18 protein-coding genes are annotated in these 19,995 nt (G+C 67.8%); 10 read left to right on the forward strand and 8 right to left on the reverse strand.

Annotated features, from left to right (window positions below):
- Nucleotides 1–86 precede the first annotated feature (86 nt).
- Nucleotides 87–977: an alkaline phosphatase family protein gene (locus CP557_RS17550; RefSeq protein WP_097381098.1), complete on the forward strand. Its 891-nt coding sequence runs from the start codon at nucleotides 87–89 to the stop codon at nucleotides 975–977.
- Between the two features lie 54 nt (nucleotides 978–1,031).
- Here CP557_RS17550 and CP557_RS17555 read toward each other — a convergent pair whose 3' ends face one another.
- Nucleotides 1,032–2,570 carry a lipopolysaccharide biosynthesis protein gene (locus CP557_RS17555; RefSeq protein WP_097381702.1) on the reverse strand — a complete coding sequence of 513 codons (1,539 nt, stop codon included), beginning with the start codon at nucleotides 2,568–2,570 and terminating at the stop codon, nucleotides 1,032–1,034.
- A gap of 28 nt (nucleotides 2,571–2,598) precedes the next feature.
- A complete protein-coding gene (locus tag CP557_RS17560; protein WP_245853049.1) occupies nucleotides 2,599–3,783 on the reverse strand; it encodes a glycosyltransferase family 4 protein in 1,185 nt (394 codons plus the stop codon).
- A 616-nt stretch (nucleotides 3,784–4,399) separates the two neighbouring features.
- Here CP557_RS17560 and CP557_RS17565 point away from each other — a divergent pair.
- The 5 genes from CP557_RS17565 to CP557_RS17585 all read left to right on the forward strand — a co-directional run bounded on the left by CP557_RS17565 (nucleotide 4,400) and on the right by CP557_RS17585 (nucleotide 10,385).
- Nucleotides 4,400–5,584 (forward strand): glycosyltransferase family 4 protein, encoded by a 1,185-nt coding sequence (locus tag CP557_RS17565; protein ID WP_097381100.1) that lies wholly within the window; start codon nucleotides 4,400–4,402, stop codon nucleotides 5,582–5,584.
- An 85-nt stretch (nucleotides 5,585–5,669) separates the two neighbouring features.
- Nucleotides 5,670–6,749: a non-hydrolyzing UDP-N-acetylglucosamine 2-epimerase gene (wecB, locus tag CP557_RS17570; protein WP_097381101.1), complete on the forward strand. Its 1,080-nt coding sequence runs from the start codon at nucleotides 5,670–5,672 to the stop codon at nucleotides 6,747–6,749.
- 66 nt (nucleotides 6,750–6,815) lie between these two features.
- Nucleotides 6,816–7,733 (forward strand): NAD-dependent epimerase/dehydratase family protein, encoded by a 918-nt coding sequence (locus tag CP557_RS17575; RefSeq protein ID WP_097381102.1) that lies wholly within the window; start codon nucleotides 6,816–6,818, stop codon nucleotides 7,731–7,733.
- Nucleotides 7,720–9,063, forward strand: a complete 1,344-nt coding sequence (locus CP557_RS17580; protein ID WP_097381103.1) for a nucleotide sugar dehydrogenase — start codon at nucleotides 7,720–7,722, stop codon at nucleotides 9,061–9,063. Before CP557_RS17575 ends, CP557_RS17580 begins: the two co-directional genes overlap by 14 nt.
- Complete coding sequence (locus CP557_RS17585) at nucleotides 9,060–10,385, forward strand: glycosyltransferase family 4 protein (protein WP_097381104.1); 1,326 nt, start codon at nucleotides 9,060–9,062, stop codon at nucleotides 10,383–10,385. Before CP557_RS17580 ends, CP557_RS17585 begins: the two co-directional genes overlap by 4 nt.
- A 105-nt stretch (nucleotides 10,386–10,490) precedes the next feature.
- Here CP557_RS17585 and CP557_RS17590 read toward each other — a convergent pair whose 3' ends face one another.
- The 5 genes from CP557_RS17590 to CP557_RS17610 form a co-directional block, all read right to left on the reverse strand.
- Nucleotides 10,491–11,144, reverse strand: coding sequence for a class I SAM-dependent methyltransferase (locus CP557_RS17590; RefSeq protein WP_097381105.1), 654 nt, complete (start codon nucleotides 11,142–11,144; stop codon nucleotides 10,491–10,493).
- A gap of 69 nt (nucleotides 11,145–11,213) precedes the next feature.
- Complete coding sequence (locus tag CP557_RS17595) at nucleotides 11,214–12,248, reverse strand: glycosyltransferase family 2 protein (protein WP_097381106.1); 1,035 nt, start codon at nucleotides 12,246–12,248, stop codon at nucleotides 11,214–11,216.
- Nucleotides 12,245–13,261 (reverse strand): NAD-dependent epimerase/dehydratase family protein, encoded by a 1,017-nt coding sequence (locus CP557_RS17600; protein ID WP_097381107.1) that lies wholly within the window; start codon nucleotides 13,259–13,261, stop codon nucleotides 12,245–12,247. The genes CP557_RS17595 and CP557_RS17600 overlap by 4 nt, the downstream gene beginning before the upstream one ends.
- Nucleotides 13,248–14,255 (reverse strand): NAD-dependent epimerase/dehydratase family protein, encoded by a 1,008-nt coding sequence (locus CP557_RS17605; RefSeq protein ID WP_097381108.1) that lies wholly within the window; start codon nucleotides 14,253–14,255, stop codon nucleotides 13,248–13,250. Before CP557_RS17605 ends, CP557_RS17600 begins: the two co-directional genes overlap by 14 nt.
- A 3-nt stretch (nucleotides 14,256–14,258) precedes the next feature.
- A complete protein-coding gene (locus CP557_RS17610) occupies nucleotides 14,259–15,431 on the reverse strand; it encodes an NAD-dependent epimerase/dehydratase family protein (RefSeq protein WP_211290225.1) in 1,173 nt (390 codons plus the stop codon).
- A gap of 176 nt (nucleotides 15,432–15,607) precedes the next feature.
- Here CP557_RS17610 and CP557_RS22690 point away from each other — a divergent pair, with 176 nt between their 5' ends.
- From CP557_RS22690 to CP557_RS17625, 4 genes are all read left to right on the forward strand, one after another.
- Nucleotides 15,608–15,757 carry a hypothetical protein gene (locus CP557_RS22690; RefSeq protein WP_169924403.1) on the forward strand — a complete coding sequence of 50 codons (150 nt, stop codon included), beginning with the start codon at nucleotides 15,608–15,610 and terminating at the stop codon, nucleotides 15,755–15,757.
- A gap of 92 nt (nucleotides 15,758–15,849) precedes the next feature.
- Nucleotides 15,850–17,310 (forward strand): DUF58 domain-containing protein, encoded by a 1,461-nt coding sequence (locus CP557_RS17615; protein WP_097381703.1) that lies wholly within the window; start codon nucleotides 15,850–15,852, stop codon nucleotides 17,308–17,310.
- Nucleotides 17,307–17,975, forward strand: coding sequence for a hypothetical protein (locus CP557_RS17620; RefSeq protein WP_097381110.1), 669 nt, complete (start codon nucleotides 17,307–17,309; stop codon nucleotides 17,973–17,975). The genes CP557_RS17615 and CP557_RS17620 overlap by 4 nt, the downstream gene beginning before the upstream one ends.
- Nucleotides 17,972–18,847 carry a hypothetical protein gene (locus tag CP557_RS17625; RefSeq protein ID WP_097381111.1) on the forward strand — a complete coding sequence of 292 codons (876 nt, stop codon included), beginning with the start codon at nucleotides 17,972–17,974 and terminating at the stop codon, nucleotides 18,845–18,847. Before CP557_RS17620 ends, CP557_RS17625 begins: the two co-directional genes overlap by 4 nt.
- Nucleotides 18,848–18,880: 33 nt before the next feature.
- Here the strand turns inward: CP557_RS17625 and CP557_RS17630 are convergent, their stop codons facing one another.
- A complete protein-coding gene (locus CP557_RS17630) occupies nucleotides 18,881–19,921 on the reverse strand; it encodes an AAA family ATPase (RefSeq protein ID WP_097381112.1) in 1,041 nt (346 codons plus the stop codon).
- Nucleotides 19,922–19,995: the final 74 nt, after the last annotated feature.

The following is a 19,995-nucleotide window of genomic DNA, read 5'->3' on the forward strand; positions in this document are numbered from 1 at the left end:
TATGATCTAATTTACCGTGGTCGTTGATACGTTTGGCACACCGTTCGACAACTAGGTTTAAGCGCTTCTGCAGTGACGATCGGAATATGTCAGACACGCTTTGTGTCCTCGGTCTCGACGCCGCTGACTATCGCCTCGCAAACCGGTGGGGGTGTGAGAACATGCTCCTCGAGAACCACGGGGAACTCGAGTCGATCACGCACTCGTTGGACGTGCCGGCGACACTCGAGGTGTGGCCGACGATCGCGACTGGACTGTCGCCGACGGACCACGGCGTCGAACTCGACGGCGTCGGCTGGGACAACGCGACCGGTCTGAGCGCCGTCGTGAGCGCGGTACAGTTGCTTCCCGATCCGCTCCACGAGCGTCTCGCCGATCTCAAAGCGCAGTTTTCGGACGGCGGCTACCCGTGTACCGACGAGTCGACCGTCTTCGAAGACGGAACCGTCCGCAATTGGCCCGGGGTGACGCCCTGTTACGTCTGGGAGCGCGAGGGCGAGTGGTTCGAGCGAGCGACCGACGGCGACCTGTCGGCCGACGAGTTCGTCCGTCGCCACTTCGGTACCACCGGCTCCTGTTTCGGGTGGCTCGCCGGCCAGTCGCTGTCGTCCGTTCCGATCGTCGGCGTCCACGCTCACGTCCTCGATCACACCGGCCACATGTACGCGCGGCGGCCGACGGCGCTTCGCCGGATCTACGAACGGGTCGACTCGCTGCTCGGGTGGCTTCGGTCCCGCGTGGATCGGCTCGTCGTCCTCTCCGACCACGGCATGCAGACGACGGCGACGGACGACCCCGATCCCGGCGTCCACTCCGAACACGCGCTCGTCTCCACGACGGAGCCCGGCCCGTTGCCGACGGACGTGCTGTCGGTTCGTGACTGGCTCGAAGACCGGATCGACGCGGGACGGCCGGAGCGGACGAACGCGACGGTCGATGCGCCGCGCGAACATCTCGAAGACCTCGGCTATCTCTGATTGCGCGGCCGTGGTCGCGTCGACGCCCGTGGACCGATCCGTCTCGCGGTCGGCCTAGCCGTCGTGATCCGTCGACCCGATCGCGTCGAGAACCCGATCGGGACAGAGCGTTGCCAGTCGGGTCGTCGGAACGGGGCTGGCAGACGCGACGCGTCGAATCTCTTCCGGGCGTACCGCACCCGTCACGAACGCGAGTGCGGTAAACGCCACGGCACCGACCGGCGGTACGACGACCAGCGAGAGCGGGTCCGACTCGAGGAGGCGGGGAAGTCCGAGGATCGGTAGCGCGGCGGCCAACACGGTGCCCGCGACCCGGACCGCGCGGACATCCGCGAGGGGGTCGAACCCGAGTCGGCGAGCGTTCCAGACGTGGAGTCCGAACATCGACCCGTAGCCGAGGCTCGTCGCGATCGCGGCCCCGATCGGCCCGAGGGCTGGGATGAGGACCACGTTCAACGCGGCGTTGAGCAGCGCCGCGAGGGCCGTGACGCCGATCAGAAGACGCAAGTTCTCCTGTCCCTGACTAATCGCGAAGACGGGGCGGGCGACGGCAAACCCGACTGCGCCGGGGAGCAGCAACAACAGCGGGACGACGGCCGTTTCGAACGCCGGTCCGAAGTAGAGCGTGAGCACCGGCTCGGCGAGCCCGGCGACGCCGAGGGCCAGCAACGCCGTACAGAGGACGGTGTACCGGACCGCTCGCGTACTGATCTCCGTGAGCCGATCGTACCGGTCGTCGACCCAGAGTTGCGACGTCGAGTGCAGGAGGGTAATCTGAATGGCGGTGGGAACGAACCAGAGGAACTCGGCGATGACGAGGGCTGCGCGGTAGTAGCCGGTCGCCGAACTCCCGACGAACAGTCTGAGGAGGATGATGTCGACGTGATACAGCGAAAGCAACAGGAACGACAGCACCATCGTCGATCCGCTGTAGATCGCGAGACGCGTCGCCGGTACCGGCCCCGTCGATGGGCTCGCCACCGTCGAGAGATCGACGCGACGCGAGACGAGCGCGAGCGCGAGGAGGGCCGCGATCCCGGTCGAAATGACCCGACTCGTCAGGGCGGCCGTGACGCCCCCGCCGACGACGCTCACGGTGACGATCATCGCCGCGAAGAGGACGCGGTCGACGATCTGGAGCGGTTCCGAGTACGACTCGAGGCCGAGCCCCATGAGGGCGCTTCGTCCGACCCGGAGGAAGGCTCGAACGGGGACGATGAGTGCGAGAACGGTGAAGTAGCGGGCGAACTCCGGACCGAGGAACGAGGTCACGTGCGACGATCGGGAGAGGAGGACGACGGCGGTCACCACGATGGCCGCGAGGACGAACACGAGCCGGACGTAGAACGCGAACACGTGATCCGTCCAGTCGTCGGATCGATCTTCGGCGATGAACTTCCGCGTTCCCTTGAACGCTCCCGCGTAGACGAACACCAGCACCCACTGCAGCGTCGAGAGCAGGAACGAGTAATCGCCGTAGCCACCGCTCCCGAGCAGGCGCACCAGGATCGGGGTCGTGACGAGCGTCAGCGCTAACACGCCGACCCTGGAACCGAAGACGGCGCTAAACCGTCGGACGATGGTTCGACTCATCGTCGCTTCCACGTCCGTCCGTCGGTCGTCATACTGTGTCTCGACCGGCTCCGGCCGTCGCTCGGTCCGCCTCGGGCTCGACGAGGAGCCGGCGATATCGGTCCCTGATCGTCTCGTAGGCGTAGTTGCGCTCGATGTCGTCGCGGGCGATATCGCTCACCGCGTCCAGATCCTCACGCTCGAGGACGGCCGTCACCGTCCGCTCGATCGATTCCGGATCGGTCTCTCGGAGCAGGAACCCGTTCGATTCGTCCGAGACGACGTCGGGGATGCCGCCGACCGGAGCGGCGACGGGGATCGTTCCGCAGGCCATCGCCTCGAGAACGGCTTTCGGAACGCCCTCCGATCTCGAGGGCAAGAGCAGCGTTCGTGCGTCGTCGAGGCGCGCCGGGAGGTCGTCGTGGTCGACCCAGCCGGGACAGGTCACGTTCTCCGAGAGGTCGTTGCGGTCGACGAACGCCGCGACCTCGTCCGAGAGGTCGCCGTCGCCGATCAGTTCGATCCGAATGTCCGGATTCGACGCGACGAGGCGGGGGAGTGCGCCGAGGATGTCGTGGATTCCTTTGACGGCCGCGAACCGTCCGACGAAGACGATGTCGACCGCCCGCTCTTCGATCGGCGTTCGTTTCGCGAACTCCTCGCAGTCGACGTAGTTGACGTTGGCGGCCCGTATCGTCGGTGATATCGGCCACTCGAGGGCCGGATGGTCCATCCCGCTCGAGAGGAGGATGAGATCGTCGGCGAGCGTACACGTGACGCGTTCGACGAGGCTCACGATGCCGGCGAGTCCCCGGACGAGCGGGCCTGCCCCGCGGCGGGCGTAGACGCCGTCGGTAACCGTGCCGGTCACGAACAACAGCGTTCGAACTCCGGCGAGCGTACACGCGAGCAGGGGGAGGAGGAGCATGGTCCCGCCGATGTGGAAGAACGCGGCGTCGAGTCGATCGCGCACCCGCCAGAGCGCCGCCGCGATCCGTACCTGATACCCGACGTACTCGGCGACCGTCGACGGGAAGACGCTCAGTCGGGGACGCTGTACCGGTACCGGATCGACGATCGATCGGTCGATGTCGATTTGCTCCGGGCCGACGACAGCGATCCGGTCGACGTCGGCCTCGTAGACGTCGACGAAGTTCTGTACGTCCTGGTAAGCCGCGTGTTCGCGATCCAATACGTCTGCGAACACGACGAGCGCTATCGAACGCGGAGGCATCTGGACCGGGCTTCCACCGACCGCGCCTTAATTCTTGACGCGATACTCGTGATCGATGCCCCCGACCCGTGTCCCGAGACCGCGGCCGACGGGTCATCGGTGTCTGATCGCGCGCGGCCGTTCTGGCGGAGACACCGCTTCGTTCACACACGACCCGAACACAATCGCGCCTGGATATTTCCGTCAGTAACGACACCGTACTACTCCTCCCGACCGCGAAAACGGGCCATCCACCGAAACGTTCCTTACGGAGCGGGTGATCGGTTGCGGAGATGCCAGCCTATAGTAGCAACTGAAAGTCATTGCACACCTGATCGCACGACAGCGTTGTGATCAGTGTGTAAATCGTTTCAGTTGCTACTATAGCCGTCCGCTCGTCGCGGCGCTCGAGGGAGCGACTGACGGCCGATTCGGTCTCCGGCGAGCGGGTCGCTCTCTCGGCGGACGCGGAGCGACGACTTCGTGAATTTGGGGACACGTAGCGGGGCCCCGCCGATCGCGTCGTAGCGTCGACCTACGAGCCGTCCGCGCGGCGTCGACGGCGGGCAACCGACGACTGTTCCCGCCGCCCGCCGGTACGTTTTATACCGAACCGCATCGAACGTGTAGGCCACGAATGCGGGTCCTCAACAGCCTCGCCGATCCCCGAGTGGGCGGTCCCCAGTTGCGCGCGCTCGCCGTCGCGACGGGGCTTCGCGACCGCGGCATCGAGACGGTGTTTCACCTGCCCGACGGCGACGACGCGTTCGAACGCATGGCGACGGACGAGGGATTCGAGGTCGTCCGACCGGGGCCGTCACAGATGCGGCCGCCGCCGAACGTCCGCGCGAACGCGCGCTTTGCCGCTCGCTTTCTCCCGTCCGTCGCCCGGCTCGCGTCGACGATCGAGCGCCGGGAGATCGACGTGGTTCACGCGAGCATGACCCTCGCCGTTCCGGCCGCGATCGCCGCCCGCCGGGCGGACACGCCGCTGGCGTGGTTCTTCAACGACACCGGCACACCGTGGCCGCTCGACCGCGTCGCCGCCCGACTCGCTCGAGCCACCGCGGACGAGATCGCCCTCGCCGCGGACGCGGTCGGCGACCACTTCTTCGACGACGCGGTCCCGACGCGGACGGTGTACCCGCCGGTCGACGTCGACGCGTTCGATCCCTCGTCGGTGGCCGACGAGGGGGGGCTCCGCGAGGAGTTGGGCGTCGCCGACGACGTCCCGATCGTCGGCACCGTCGGCAACGTCAACCCGGTCAAGGGTCACGAGTATCTGCTGCGGGCGATCGCCCGCGTCCGCGATCGGATCGGTCCGGTCGCCGTTCCGATTGCCGGCAAACTGCTCGACTCCCGGCAGGCGTACGCGGATCGCCTCCGTCGCCTCCGGGCGCGCCTCGACCTCGCGGGAACCGTTCGGTTCCTCGGCCATCGGTCGGACGTACCGCGACTTCTGTCCGCGTTCGACGTGTTCGTCCTCCCGTCAGTGACGGAAGCCTGCCCGATAGCCGTCTTAGAAGCCATGGCGATGGAGTCGGCGATCGTCGCGACGCGGGTCGGCGGTGTGCCCGAACAGCTCACGGACGGCACGCACGGCTGGCTCGTGCCCCCGGCCGACCCGGACGCGCTCGCGACGGCGATCCGGCAGGCGCTTGCGGCCCCCGCGGAACGGCGTCGGCGAGGCGCGGCGGCGCGGCGCCGCGTGACCGCTCGCTTCTCGACCGACCGATGCGTCGAACGCCATCGCGAACTGTACGAGGCGGCGCTGTCCCGGTCGGAGACGTCGCGGCCGATCGAGTCGGTAAGCGTTCGATAGGAGCGGCGATCGGTCGGCTTGCCTCGCGAAGCCGGTCGTTACGTACTGCGCATTTTTCACCATCGATGTGTTGGGGAATGCACACATGGCGCCCCCCCGAATAGCGTTCGTGCTCGGCACTCGACCGGAGATTATCAAGCTCTCGCCGCTCGTTCGCGCGTGTCTCGAGCGGGCGATCCCACACGTCCTCGTCCACACCGGTCAGCACTACTCCGAGTCGCTCGACGCCGTCTTCTTCGAGCAACTCGAGTTACCGACGCCGACGTACGACCTCGCGGTCGGGTCGGACGATCACGGCGAACAGACGGCCGCGATGATCCGCGGGATCGAGTCCGTTCTCGAGGCGGAGCGACCGGCCCACGTCGTGGTTCAGGGCGACACGAACTCCGCGCTCGCCGGCGCGATCGCGGCGAGCAAACGCGAGCCCTCGCTGGCGCACGTCGAGGCCGGATTGCGAAGCTTCGACCGGGAGATGCCCGAGGAGATCAACCGCGTGCTGGTCGACCACGCGGCCGATCACTGCTTCGCACCGACCGAGGAGTCCGCCCGACTCCTCGCGGCGGAAGGGATCGACGGCGACCGCGTTCGCGTCACCGGAAACACCATCGTCGACGCGGTCTCTCAGCACCGCGACCTGGCGACGGAGAAAAGCGACGTACTCGCGGAATACGACCTCGAGGCCGGCGCGTTCTGCCTGTTGACCGCCCATCGGGCGGAGAACGTCGACGATCCCGAGCGCTTCGCGGGGATTCTCGAAGGTGTCGGCGCGTTCGCGACCCGGACCGATCGCGAGGTCGTCTATCCGATCCATCCGCGGGCGCGGGAGGCGCTCGCGGCGTTCGACCTGTCCGTTCCGGAGCCGATTCGGCTCGTCGACCCGCTCGACTTCCTCGACTTCCTGACCCTCGAGCACCACGCGCGTCTCGCGGTCACCGATTCGGGCGGGGTCCAGGAGGAAGCGTGCATCCTCGGGACGCCGTGTGTCACGGTTCGGGACAGCACGGAGCGGCCGGAGACGGTCGATATCGGTGCGAACCGGCTCGTCGGGACCGACCCATCGGCCATCGTCGCGGGTGCCGAGGCGATGGTCGATCGCCCCGGGACGTGGTCGAACCCGTTCGGGGACGGCGACGCTGCCGACCGGATTTTGGACGCCTTACTGTAGGGTATCGATACGTTTCGGTCGACAACTGTCATAAGATAATTACCACCGTTCGTGGAGCGTGGGTGTATGGCATCAGTGCTCGTCACCGGTGGACTAGGAGCGATCGGTGCGCCCCTGACCGAGGAACTCGAACGACGCGGCCACGACGTCTGGGTCGCCGACCGCCCGTGGAACGAACGCGACCGGTACTACCGCTGTGACGTCAGCGAGTACCGACAACTCGAGCGGGTCTTCGCGGACCGCGAGTTCGACTACGTCTATCACCTCGGCGCGGAGTTCGGCCGCCGGAACGGCGAGGACTTCTACGAGACGATGTGGCAGTCCAACGCCGTCGGCACGAAGAACGTGTGCCGACTGCAGGCCGAGCACGATTTCCGACTGATCTTCGCTTCGAGCAGCGAGGTGTACGGCGATTACGACGACGCGATGGAGGAGTCCGTGCCCCTCGAGGAGGGGCCGCGTCAGTTGAACGATTACGCGATCTCGAAGTGGGTCAACGAACAGCAGATCATGAACGCGGCCGACCGACACGGAACCGAGTCCGTGCGGGTCCGCTTTTTCAACACGTACGGGCCGGGCGAGCGCTACAGCGAGTACCGGAGCGTCGTCTGCAAGTTCTGCTATCGGGCGTTACACGACCTGCCCTACCACGTCTACGAGGACCATCACCGCTCGTTTACCTACATCGACGACACCGTGCGCACGCTCGCGAACGTCGTCGACTCGTTCCACCCCGGCGAGGTGTACAACATCGCCGGCGAGGAGTATTACGACATCAAGGACCTCTCGGACATGGTGCTCGGCTACCTGGGCAAAGACGACGCACAGGTCGAGTACCGAGGGACCGAGGACCACAACACCCTCAACAAGAAGGCCAGCGTCGAGAAGGCCACACGCGACCTCGACCACGAACAGCGCGTCTCCCTCGAGGAGGGAATCCCGCGAACGATCGACTGGATGCGCGACTACTATGACCTCGAGTGACCCGCGACGCGACGGCGCGGTGGATTCGGCGCGGTCCGACGACGGGGTCGAGCCGGCCGGGACTCGCGACGGTCCCGGTCCCGGCGAGCCCGAGGCCCCGGCTCTCGAGCCGATCGAGGAGGTGGTCGTCGTCGGGACCGGCTTCGTCGGCCTGCCGCTTGCGCTGTTGCTCGCCGACCGCGGTAAGCGGGTCGTCGGCGTCGACATCGACAGCAACCTGGTCCGGGCGATCAACGAGGGGACCCTGCACCTCGACGAGGCCGAACTGCAGGCGCTGCTGGAGTCCGACGCCGTCGAGCGAAACCTCGAGGCACGGACCGAGCCGACCGACGGCGACGCGTTCGTCGTCTCAGTCCCGACGCCGCTGACCGAGCCGACCAAGAGCCCGGATCTCTCCGCGCTCGAGGCCGCCCTCGAATCCATTCGGCCGTACCTCGAGCCGGGCGACCTCGTGAACGTGGAGTCGACGGTGCCGCCGCTGACCTGCGCGGAAACGGTCGTCCCCGCGCTCGAGGCGGCCGGGCTCGAGCCGGGCGCGGAGATCCAACTCGCTCACTCGCCGGAGCGAATCCTCCCCGGCGACGTGTTCGAGGAACTCGTCACCAACGACCGTATCATCGGCGGGATCGACGAGCGGAGCCGTCGCCGGGCCGCCGCGCTCTACGAGCCCTTCCTCGAGGGGCGCGTCTACTACACCGACCTCCTGTCGGCCGAGCTCTGCAAGCTCGTCGAGAACACGTACCGGGACGTCAACGTCGCGCTGGCAAACGAGTTCGCGCTGATCGGCGAGGAACTCGACGTCGACATGAGCGAGGTGATCGGCCTCGCGAACTACCACCCGCGCGTCGATATCCTGCAGCCGGGGATCGGGGTCGGGGGTCACTGCCTGCCGATCGACCCGTGGTTCTTGAACGAGGTCGATCCGGAGCACACGAACCTGATCACGACCGCCCGCCGGATCAACGACAAGATGCCCGCCGTCGCCGCGCGGAAGGTTCGCCGGACGTTGGCCCCGCTGGCGGACCCGACGGTCGTCGCGCTCGGGGCCGCGTACAAACCGAACGTCGACGACCGCCGAAACAGCCCCGCGGAGCGGATCGTCGCCGACCTGCGGGCGGACGGCTACCGCGTCCGACACTACGACCGCCACGTCGACGCGTTGGCCTACGACGAGTTGCGGGCGGTCCTCGAGCGCGAGTCGCCGGACGTCGTCGTCCAGTTCGTCCCCCACGAGGAAACGGTGGCGGCCCTCGCGGAGCACCGAGCGTGGCTCGACGATGCGGGCATCGAACTGCTCCAGTTCGGCGTCGGGAACCCGATCGACCCATGACCGGGGACGCCACGACAGCACCGTCGCCGTCGTCGCACGATCGGACCGAACGGGGCGACGACCCGTCCGTCCTGGTCGTCTCGCAACTGTTTCCGCCGGAGTCGATGGCCGGGGCACACCGGTGGGAGAAACTCCTCCGGAACGCACCCGACCGCCTCGACGCGCGCGTGGTCTGTCCGCAGCCGTCCGTTCCCGTCGGGGAGTTCGAGCGGCGATACAGCCCGTGGTCGCGCGAGCGGGTCGACGGCGTCCCCGTCACGCGTCTGTTCACCTACCAGCCCGTCGCGGATCGGACCGACATCGAGCGCATCCTGAACCACGGGATCTTCGCGGTTCTCGCGACGCTGTACGTGCTCGTTCACGGCCGAAAGTACGACTGCGTCGTCGTCCAGATCGGCCCGCATACGACGCTCCTGCCCGGCCTCGCGGCGCTGGCGACCGGACGCGCCCTCGTCGTCGATGTCTACGACCGCTGGCTCGACAACGCGGTCGATTTCGGATTCACTACCGAGGGATCGCTCGCCTACCGACTGCTGCGGTGGATGGAACGGGTCGCCCTCGAGCGCTGTGACCGGCTGGTCGCGCTCACCCCGACGATGGCTGCCCACTACAGGGGGACGTACGATCTCGACGACGGCAAGATCGAGACGATCCCGTTCGGCGTCGACGACGACCTCTTCGATCCCGCGGTCGCGAGCGAGGACCGGCCACGAATCATCTACACCGGCAAGCTGGGTGAGGGACAGGCCTTCGAGCCGTTCCTGCGGGGCTTCCGACGCGCCGATATCGACTACGACCTCGTCATCTACGGCTTCGGCGAGCGTCGGGCCGAACTCGAGGCGCTGGCCGCCGACCTCGGCATCGACGACCGCGTTCGGATCAACGGGCCGGTTCCCCGCGAGGACGTGCCGAGGCTGGTGTCGTCGTCGGCGATCAGCCTGGTGCCCCTCGAGACGGACCGTACCCTCGAGTACGCGCGGCCGACGAAGTTCCTCGAGACGATGGCGCTTGGCACACCCTACGTCGCCAGCGCCGTCACGGAGATCGAGGCCGTCACCGCGGACGCCGGAGCCGGACTCGCCGTCGAGAACGAGCCGGACGCCGTCTCGACGGCGCTTCGGGACCTCGCCGCCGATCCGGAGCGCCGGCGGGCGATGGGCCGGCGCGGTATCGCGTTCGTCGACCGGGAACACCGCTGGGACGAACTGGGTAATAGAATCGGCGACCTCCTCTCCGGGGTCGCTCGAGAACGCGGGACCGCCGGTTCCGGGCTCCGTACCTGGCTCGGGCGACTCGCGGCGGCTGCCGGCCGCCGTCGGTAGTCGTCGCTTTTGGGTCGCGCCGTATCGAACGGAACGAGACACCGCGTGCAGCCGTGCGGGCGGCAAGCGGTCGCTTGCCGTCGAGTGCGTCGTCGAGGTCGTCGGCTACTCGCCGCTGCGGGTGGCGACGATGGCGAGCGTACTCTTGCCGACCCGGTCCGGCAGGATGCGCTCGCACAGCCAGCCGCCGATTTGGAGCGGGTCCGCGAGCGTGGGTCGACAGTCGCCGACGTACGTGATCTCGACCGGTTCGAACCCGTATCGCTCGAGGAGTTGGCGCAGAGTTGTCGCGTCGAACCAGCACGTATGGCCCGTATTGACGAACTCCTGGTCCAGGAGGCGAAGCGCGGTCCAGTGGACCGCCATCGCGTTCGGCGTCGTGACGACGAGTTTGCCGCCGTCGGCCAGGTGCTCGTCGACCGACGTCAGGAGCCCGTCGAAGTCGACGAGGTGCTCGATCAGTTCGCCGACGACGATCACGTCGAACGTCTCATCCAGCGCGAGGTCCTGTGCGTCGCCCGCGGTGACGTCGTACCCCGCGTCCGCGAGCGCGGCGAGTTCGTCCTCGAGGACGTCGACGCCGAGCGCGTCGTCGGCCGCCCGGACGACGAGGTCGTGGAGCCACGTCTCGTCGTGTCGTTTGGCGGAATCGTGTGCGACACACCCGATGTCGAGGACGGTCTCGTCCCTGACGTGGGGCTCGATACAGCGCTCGAACGTCCGTTCGACGTTTCGTTTCCGCGTTTCGTTTGCTCTCATGGTCGCTGAATTCGTCAGTCGTGCAGTCGCTTTGCCGTCGCGGGCGATGCGCTCGGTTGGACGGCGGCGTCATCGCAGCCACGCGACCACGATGATGCGCGTCAGACCGACCGCAAACCCCAGTTTCGGCTTCTTGCTATCGCCGTCCTTTCGGTCCTCGATTTCGACCGGGATCTCCTCGAGCCGGAGCCCGTTCTTCCGGGCCTCGATGATCAACTCCGGCGCGTTGAATCGCTCCTCGGTGAGGGTGAGCCGCTCGAGCATCGGCCCCCGAATCGCTCGGTAGCCGTTCGTACAGTCGGTGATGTCGGTGTCCATCAGGACGTTGATCAGGCCGGTGAAAAACCGGATGCCGGTCCGGCGAACGACGCCGTTGCCGGACCGATCGACGCCGAGGTACCGCGATCCCATCACGTAGTCGGCCTCGTCCTCGACGATCGGTGCGACGAGCCGGTCCAACTCCGACGACGGATGTTGCCCGTCGCCGTCCGCCGTGACGACGATCGCCGCCTCGTGTTCGAGCGCGATCTCGAACCCGGTCTTCAGGGCGCCTCCCTGTCCCTGGTTGATCGGGTGCTCGACGACCATCGCGCCGCTCGAGGCGGCCCGCGCCGCGGTCCCGTCGGTCGACCCGTCGGAGACGACCAGCGGCTGGACGTCGTAGCCGCGGACCGACTCCGGGAGCGACGACACGACGGTGTCGATGGTATCGCTCTCGTTGTACGCGGGAATCACGACGAACACCGTCTCCGCGCCGCCGTCCGTCCGCGGGGCCCGGTCGACCGAGAGCGATCGGGTCAGCGCCGTGACCTCGTCGCGGGCCGCTCTGGCGACGCTCAAGGCGTACAGGACGACGCCGAGCAGGACCAGCGTCGCGAGCAGCGACACGACGACGTAGCGCCGTTCGATCTCGAGAGCGGTCCCGACGAGGTCGAACGCCTCCGGAACGAACACGAGCGACGCGACGCCGCTCGCGAGCGCGATCGCGATGGCGAGGTCGCGTCGCTCGAACCGTCGCCGGTAGCGGTCGAACCCCCAGTAGAGGATGGCGACCGTGAGCGCGACCAACGCGACGTCGAGCGGGTCGGGCGGAAGCGGACTCATGCGTTCCGTTCGACGAGTCGCCGGATCGTGTCTTCGACCGTGTGCGTGGGGTCCCAGCCGAGGCGGTCGTGTGTCCGCGTCGTCTCGACCGGGAAGGCGTCGACGAGCGTCTCGTCGCCGCGGGGGTTTTCGACGAGTTCGGTCGAGACGTCGATCCCCGCGATGTCGGCGACGCAGTCGCTGACGGCCTCGGCGAGGGCCATCACGCTGGGGTCCTCGTCGCTGGCGATCGTGAACAACTCGGCGCCGGTCTCTCCCTTCGCCAGCCGATCGACGAGCACGTCGGCGCTGCGGAGATACGCGCGTGCCACGTCCTTGACGTGGACGAAGTTCCGCGATTGGGTCCCCGGTTCGTAGACGGGCAGCGGTTCGGCCGCGAGCGCCCGTTCGACGAAGAAGTTGAGCACCGCTCCCTTCGTGATGACCTCCCCGTCGATCGTGTGATCGCCGTACAGGTTCGACTTGAGGAACAGGTGCGCCGGGAACGAGTCGGCGGCGAGGGCGTCGATGAGCCGCTCCCCCGCGAGCTTGGTCCGCCCGTACCAGTTCAGGGGCGCTCGCGGCTGATCGGCCGTGATCGGGAACTCCTGGGGGTCGCCGACAACCGCCATGCTCGCGGGGAATATCAGGGCTGCGCCGCGTTGCCGACAGAACCGTGCGACGTGGCCCGTCCCGGTCACGTTGATCTCGTAGGCCAGCTCCGGGTTCGCTTTGCAGTCCTCGACGCCGCTGATCGCGGCGAGGTGCATCACGATGTCGGCTTCCTCGAGCGCTTCCCACAGACGATTGCGGTTCCGAACGTCGACGTGCTCGACGGTGACGTCGCCGATCCGACGCAGCGAACCGCGGTAGAAGTCGTCGATCGCCGTGATCGACCACGCCGGTCGTTCGGACTGGAGGAGCGCGACGACGCGGCTCCCGATGTAGCCCGCCGCACCGGTGACTGCGACGCGTACCTGTCGCGATTCGTCGCCGACTGATGCGGCATCGGATCCGTCCTCACCGGCGACCATCGACGTTCACCTCCCGCAACGACGAGTTCGGTCGCGACGCGTCCAGCACACCGGTGGCGTCACGCTGTCGCGCGAATCGATCGGCGAGTTCGCGAACGCCCGCCCGCAGCGTCCACGACGGTTCGAACCCCGTCTCCGAGAGGCGGTCGAACTCGACGTGGTAGGACGGCCCCGGCCGTTCGTCCTCGAGATAGACGATCTCGAGGTCCCGATCGAGTTCCTCCCTGACGACGCGAGCGACGTCCTCGATGCGGTAGTTCTGTTCGGTGTGGCCGACGTTGTACACGGCCCGTGGCCACCGATCGGGCGAGATCGCTGCGTGTTCGTACGCTCGCGCGGCGTCCCGCACGTGGATGAACGGCCGCCAGTTCCTGCCGTCGCCGTACACCGTCAGCGGTCGGCCGGTCAGCCCTCGGAAGACGAAGTGGTTGACGACGAGGTTGAACCGGATTCCGGGCGCGTAGCCGTAGTTCGTGCTCATTCGGAGCGACGTCGCCGCGAAGTCGTTGGTGGCCGCCGCCTCGCGGACCACCTGTTCGGCCTCGACTTTCGCCTCGGCGTACGGATTACGGGGTGCCGGTGACGCCGTCTCGTCGATGTGCGTGTCCGCGACGCGGCCGTAACTGTTGCACGAGGAGGCGTACACGACCGATTCGACGCCGCGCTCACCCGCCGCCGTCGCGACGTTCTCGGTACCGCCGACGATGACGGCCCGCGTCTCTTCGCGGCGGTCGTGCGTGCTCTCGGCGCCGGTGATCGACGCGAGGTGGATCACGCGGTCGACGCCGCGCATCGCGCTCTCGACGTCGGCGTAGTCCCTGACGTCTCCCCGCCGGAACTCGAGATCGTCCCCGATCGCACCCAGCAGTGCCCGCGGTGACCCCCCTGCGAGCGAATCGAGGACCACGACTTCGGAGACCCTCTCGTTCTCGCGGAGGCGACGGACGAGCGCGCTTCCGATGTAGCCACAGCCGCCAGTGACCAGGATCCGCACGGATCAGCCCTCGCTCAAAACGTCGGGGAGGAAGCGGTTCTCGTGGGCGACGATGACGTCCTCGTGCTCGAGCAGCGTCTCGATGATCGAGCGAACGCTCGTTTCGAAAGACGTCGACTGGCCGTCGATCAGCGCCTCGTAGCGATCGTTCTCGATCTCCATCGCGTGGGTCTCGTCCTCCGATCGCGGGTTCTCGACGTGCTCGACCTCGACGCCCAGCCCGAACTCGTTCGCTACGTCGGCGACGGTCTCGGCGATTTCGACGATGCTGATCGCCCGCGTGACCTGATTGTAGACGGTGTGGTCCGCGGGGCGCTCGCTCGGATCGGCGAGCGCGAGTCGCGTCAGTCCCTCGACGGCGTCCTCGAGCGCGATGAAGGGCTTGCGCTGCTCGCCGCGCCCGTAGACGGTTATCGGATAGCCGGCGACGGCCTGTGCGCAGAACCGGTGGACGACGACGCCGAAGTAGTAGTCGAAATCGAACCGCGTCCCGAGTCTGGGGTCGGCGGCCGTCTCGGCGGTCTCGGTCCCGTGGGTGATCGCCGTCCGCACGTCCGACACCGGGATGTCGAACTGGTCGTGTGCCAGCCGCATGTTCGCTGCGTCGTGGGACTTCGTCAGGTGATACCAGCTTCCGGCCATCGCCGGAAACGGAACCTCGTCGCGCTCGCCGCGGTGCTCCATCGTCGCCCCACCTTCGGGGATGGGAAACTCGGGCGCGCCGTACACGCCGGTCGTCGTGGTCTCGATGAAGTGCGTCTCCTCGAGTCCGTGTTCCCCCAGCGACCACAGGAGGTTCCGCGTCGCCTGGAGGTTGTTGTGCTGAGTGAAGTTCGCCCGCTCGCGGCCGAGCTGGGAGTACGGTGCCGACGGTTGCGCCGCCGTGTGGACGATCGTCTCGGGTTCGTGGATTCGAATCAGCCGGTCGACGAACTCCCCGTCGGTGAGGTCCCCCTCGACGAACGACAGGGAGCGGCCGTCGTGGATCTCGCTGGCCGCCTCGAGCCGTTCCGCCATCGGGAAGACGGGCGTCGCGCTCGTCGATCCGACGGTTTCGACCCAGTCCCGTCGCGCGAAGTTGTCGACGAGAACGACCTGCTCGTCGGTTCGGGATGCGATACGAATTGCTGTAGGCCAGCCAATATATCCGTCTCCACCGGTGAGCAGCATTGACATGATGCTACCAGATAGTGATCCGAACGATAGCAAAAAATGTATCCATTGGAAACATCCGGTGACAATCCGTGGGCCGTTATTTACTCATCTCCTTAGAAATCTTCGTTCTCCTAAATCAATAGTATAACGATCTAGTAAATCAAATTTATTGCTGGCGGCATCACAACACGGGTCGTATGGCCGAGACAGGCGATTCCGACGAGCCGTCAGAGGCGTGTGATCGATGCGACGACGCGACCGACGACGAACTGGTCGACGATATCGACGACGGTGCGGGCTGTGTCGAAATCTGGCAACACCTCAGCGAGGGCCGCGACGAGGAGTGAGCTCTGGGACGGACGATTCCGCGTCGCGGTGTTGCAGCTGACGGTTACAACCAGTAGCTTCAACACCGTTCCTGTGGGACGTGAAAAACGACATGCGTCCGACACGGACCTTCTGGAGCCGTCTCTCCCTCGCGGGGTTCCTGGCCGCGTTCGCGGTCGTCATCGATCGCCCGCTTCCCCTGGCGGGGACGGTGCTGGTCGGCGCATGGACCCTCGCGTCGCAGTACTCGTTTCTCGCTGCGCTCGAGCGAACGAAACGCCGTCTCTCGATCACTCGAGCGCTCCCGTCCGCGACCGTTCATGCCGGCGAGTCGACGCCGGTCTCGATCGATGCGACGCTCGCGGACCCGACCCCGCTTTCACTCGAAATAGACGTCGGTCTGCCGACCGCGGCGACGCCTGACCGCGACGCGGCCCTCGTACTCGAGCCGGATGCAACGGCCGCGACGGCGACCGTGACCGTCACGTGGCCGGTCGTCGGTCGCCACCGCTTCGAGGCTCCTCGAGTGACCGCGACCGACGGTCGGTTCGTCGAGACGGTCGCGACGGGCGAGCGACCGACGGTTTCGGTCGAGTCGCGAGGCCCCCGGCGGCTGCACGTCGGGGAGGGCGGCGATCGGCTCGCGAGCCCGTACGGTGCGCACACGCTGCGCCGGTCGGGTCGCGGGATCGAGCCGGCCGAGATACGGGAACACGTCCCCGGGGACGCGGCCAAGCGGATCGACTGGAAGACGACCGCACGGCTCGCGACGCCCCACGTCCGCGAGTACGAGACGGAGACGACTCGCCAGACCCTCCTGGTGGTCGACCACGGCCGCTCCCTCTCGACTGGCCCGCCGGCGGGGACGAAACTCGACTACCTCCGGACAGTGATGCTCGCGACGGCCGACTGCGCCCGAGATCTCGACGACCCGCTCGGGCTCGTCGCCGTCGACGACGGCGGCGTAACGAGCTGTATCGAGCCGACCGCGACGGCCGGGACCTACGCGACGGTTCGCCGCGACCTCCTCGCCGTCGAGCCGACGCCGTCGGACCCGACCGCCCGGCGCGCCACCGAGCCGCCCGTCGAACCCGCCTCGTCGATCCACGAGCGACCGACGCGGGCGACGGCTCGCCGCTCGGTTCGCGATCTCGAGGGCGACGCCGCCCCCTTCGCCGAGACGCTCCGTCCGTTCTACGCCGCTTCCCAGCGGTACTGTCGGCTCGCTCGAGAACGACCGCTCTTCGATGCCGTGGAGACGGTGCTGACGGCGAACCCGTCCACGTCGTGGGTGGTCGTCTTCACCGACGACGACGATCCGGCCGCGCTTCGCGAGACGGTGTCGATGGCCCGTGCGAACGACGCCGCCGTGTCCGTCTTTCTCGCACCGACAGTCCTGTACGAACCCGGCGGTCTGGCCGACATCGAGCGAGCGTCCGACCGTTACCTCGAGTTCGAGGCGCTCCGCCGCGATCTCGCACGGTTCGACCGGGTCCGCGCGTTCGAAGTCGGGCCCGGCGATCGGCTCGCGACCGTTCTCGAGGCGGGGCGCGAGCGAGGTGATCGACGGTGAGCGATCGCCAACCCGTGGCCGCCGAGGCCGACGCTGACGACGCGTCCGGGTTACGTCGGACCGCACGCGCCGTCGTCGCCGGCCGGATGCCGGGTCGCACCGTCCCGCAGCTCCTGGCGCTTGCGGCGCTCGTCGCGGCGTTTGCCCACACGGCCGGCCGACCGGGTGCGATTGCCGGCATCGCGACCGCCGTCGTCTGGGGCGCACTCGAGACGCCGTCCGCGATCGGTGTCGGGCACGTCGCGCTCGTCGGGCTCGTTCCGGCCGGAATCGATCCGTTTTCGGTCGCGCTCGTCGAGGCCGGGTTCGTCGCGCTCGTGCTCGCTTCGGCCCCGCGAACGGCGAGGGACGCTCGGCTCGGCCACGCCGCGGCCGCGCTGGTGAGCGCCGGCGGTCTCGGGGGACTCGCCTGGGCCGTCCTGGGTCCCGCGGGACAGCCGCTCTGGATGGCCGCCGGTGGGTCGCTCGCCGCGCTCGCCGGCGGCGTGTACGGCCTTCATCGATACGGGCTCGTCTTCGTCCTCGACCGAGCGGTACGCGACCGTCCCGATTCCGGTCCGGGGCCGAGCGAGTCGACCGCCGATCCATCGACAGCGGCGACGGAGCGCGTCGGTTCGTCGCCGTCGGACCCGGACTCGACACCCGACGCCGATACTCACCGATGACCCGGAACACTGCCGATTCGGAGCGGACCGATTCACGACCGTCGCAGAGCGACGACGCTGCGAGGGCGTCGCCAGACCGGACCGAGGCGGCAGCCAAAGCGGACCGACTGGCTGAAGAGAACGCCCACCTCCGGGCGGAGTACGCACGCGCGATGCGGGGGACCTACCGCCGTACCGCGCGATGGCTCGCCGTCGTCGGCGCGGTCGCCGTCCTCGGCGGCGGCCTGTTTCACCACGGGCGAACTGTCCTGTTCGCCCTCGGCGCGACGGGTCTGTTCGGCGCGATCCTCACGTACTATCTCACCCCCGGCCGGTTCGTCGCAGCCACCGTCGGCGACTGCGTCTACGCCGCCGCCGCGACGAACGCACAGGCCCTGGTCGACGACCTCGCCCTCGAGGACGACCGCCTCTATCTCCCCGGCACCGATCCGTCGTCGATCCGCCTGTTCGTCCCACAGCGGGCCGACAGTGACCCTCCGACGGACGCCGCTGGTCCCTTCGTTACGCGGCCGGCGGAACGAGGGCTCGTCCTCGAGCCGACCGGCGGGCGGCTCCTCGCGGCGTTCGAGCGAACGCTCGACGGTCCGTTGCCGGCCGAGCCGACGGCGGCGGCGACGCGACTCGCCGACGGTCTCGTCGAACAGTTCGAACTCGCGACCGAGGCCGATCCGGCGGTCGATCCCGACGACGGGCGCGCGACCGTCGCCGTCCGCTCGGCCGCATTCGGTGACGTCGACCGGATCGACCATCCCGTCGCCTCCTTTCTCGCCGCCGGGTTCGCCGACGCCCTTGAGCGGCCGATCGAACTCGAGGTCGAGCCGGCCGAGGACCGCCCCGAGTGGCTGATCACCTGTCGCTGGGAGCCGGCGTGACGTTCCTTGCAGGTCCGACCGCCCGAATCGGCGTCACTCCGCTGGCGACGTACCGTCGCCGCTTGCCGCCTCCTGCTCGATCGCGGCCTCGGTCCCTGGAACGTCGACGGACTCGATGACGTCCGCGACGACGTCGTCCGCGGCGAGGTCGCTCAGTCCGGCATCGGTCGTCAACACGAGGCGATGGGCCAGAATGGATTCGGCCAGCGCTTTCACGTCGTCCGGGATGGCGTACTCGCGACCGCGGATCGCGGCGCGTGCCTTGACTCCGTTGAGGTACGCGAGCGTCGCGCGCGGCGACGCTCCGTGAGCGACGTCGGGGTGTGCTCGCGTCGCCCCGACGAGGTCGACGAGATACCGCTTGACCGGGCGCGCGACGTGAACGCCGTCGGCGCGCTCCCGCGCTGTGAGTATCTCCTCGCGGTCGACCACCTGTTCGACCGCCGTCGGCCCGAGCATCGGCTCGTCGTCGAAGCGGTCGACGAGGTCCAGTTCGGCATCCTCGTCGGGGAGGGTGATCCGGTGTTTGAACTGGAAGCGGTCGCGCTGGGCCTCCGGTAGCTCGAAGACGCCCTCCATCTCGATCGGGTTCTGTGTCGCGATGACTATGAACGGCCGCGGCAACGCCAGGGTCTCCCCGCCGATGGTAACGTGGCGCTCCTGCATGGCCTCGAGAAGGGCGCTCTGGGTCTTCGGCGTCGCGCGGTTGATCTCGTCGGCGACGACGACGTTCGCGAAGACCGGGCCCCGCTGGAGTTCGAACGTCTCTCCGTTCTCCCGGTAGATCTCCGTGCCGGTGATGTCCGCCGGCAGGATGTCGGGCGTCATCTGGACGCGGTTGGAGTCGAGGCCGCTCGCACGGGCGAAGAGGTTCGCGAGCGTCGTCTTCGCCACGCCGGGAACCCCCTCGAGAAGGAGGTGGCCACGCGTCAACAGCGCGATCGTGAGCAGTTCGACCGCGTCGTCGTTGCCGATGAGGACGCGACCGATTTCCGCACGTAATGTGTCGTAGATCGCATCCGGTTCGCCCGTCTCTGTACGACTGCCGTCGGCTCTCGGATCGTTCTCGCTCATTCGTGGGCTGGTGTCTGGTCTGTCGGATCGGTTCGGATAGGGCCGCTCCTCGCGCCGCCGTTCGCTGCGCGGAT

The sequence above is a fragment of the Natrinema ejinorense genome (assembly GCF_002494345.1).
Lineage (GTDB): Archaea > Halobacteriota > Halobacteria > Halobacteriales > Natrialbaceae > Natrinema > Natrinema longum.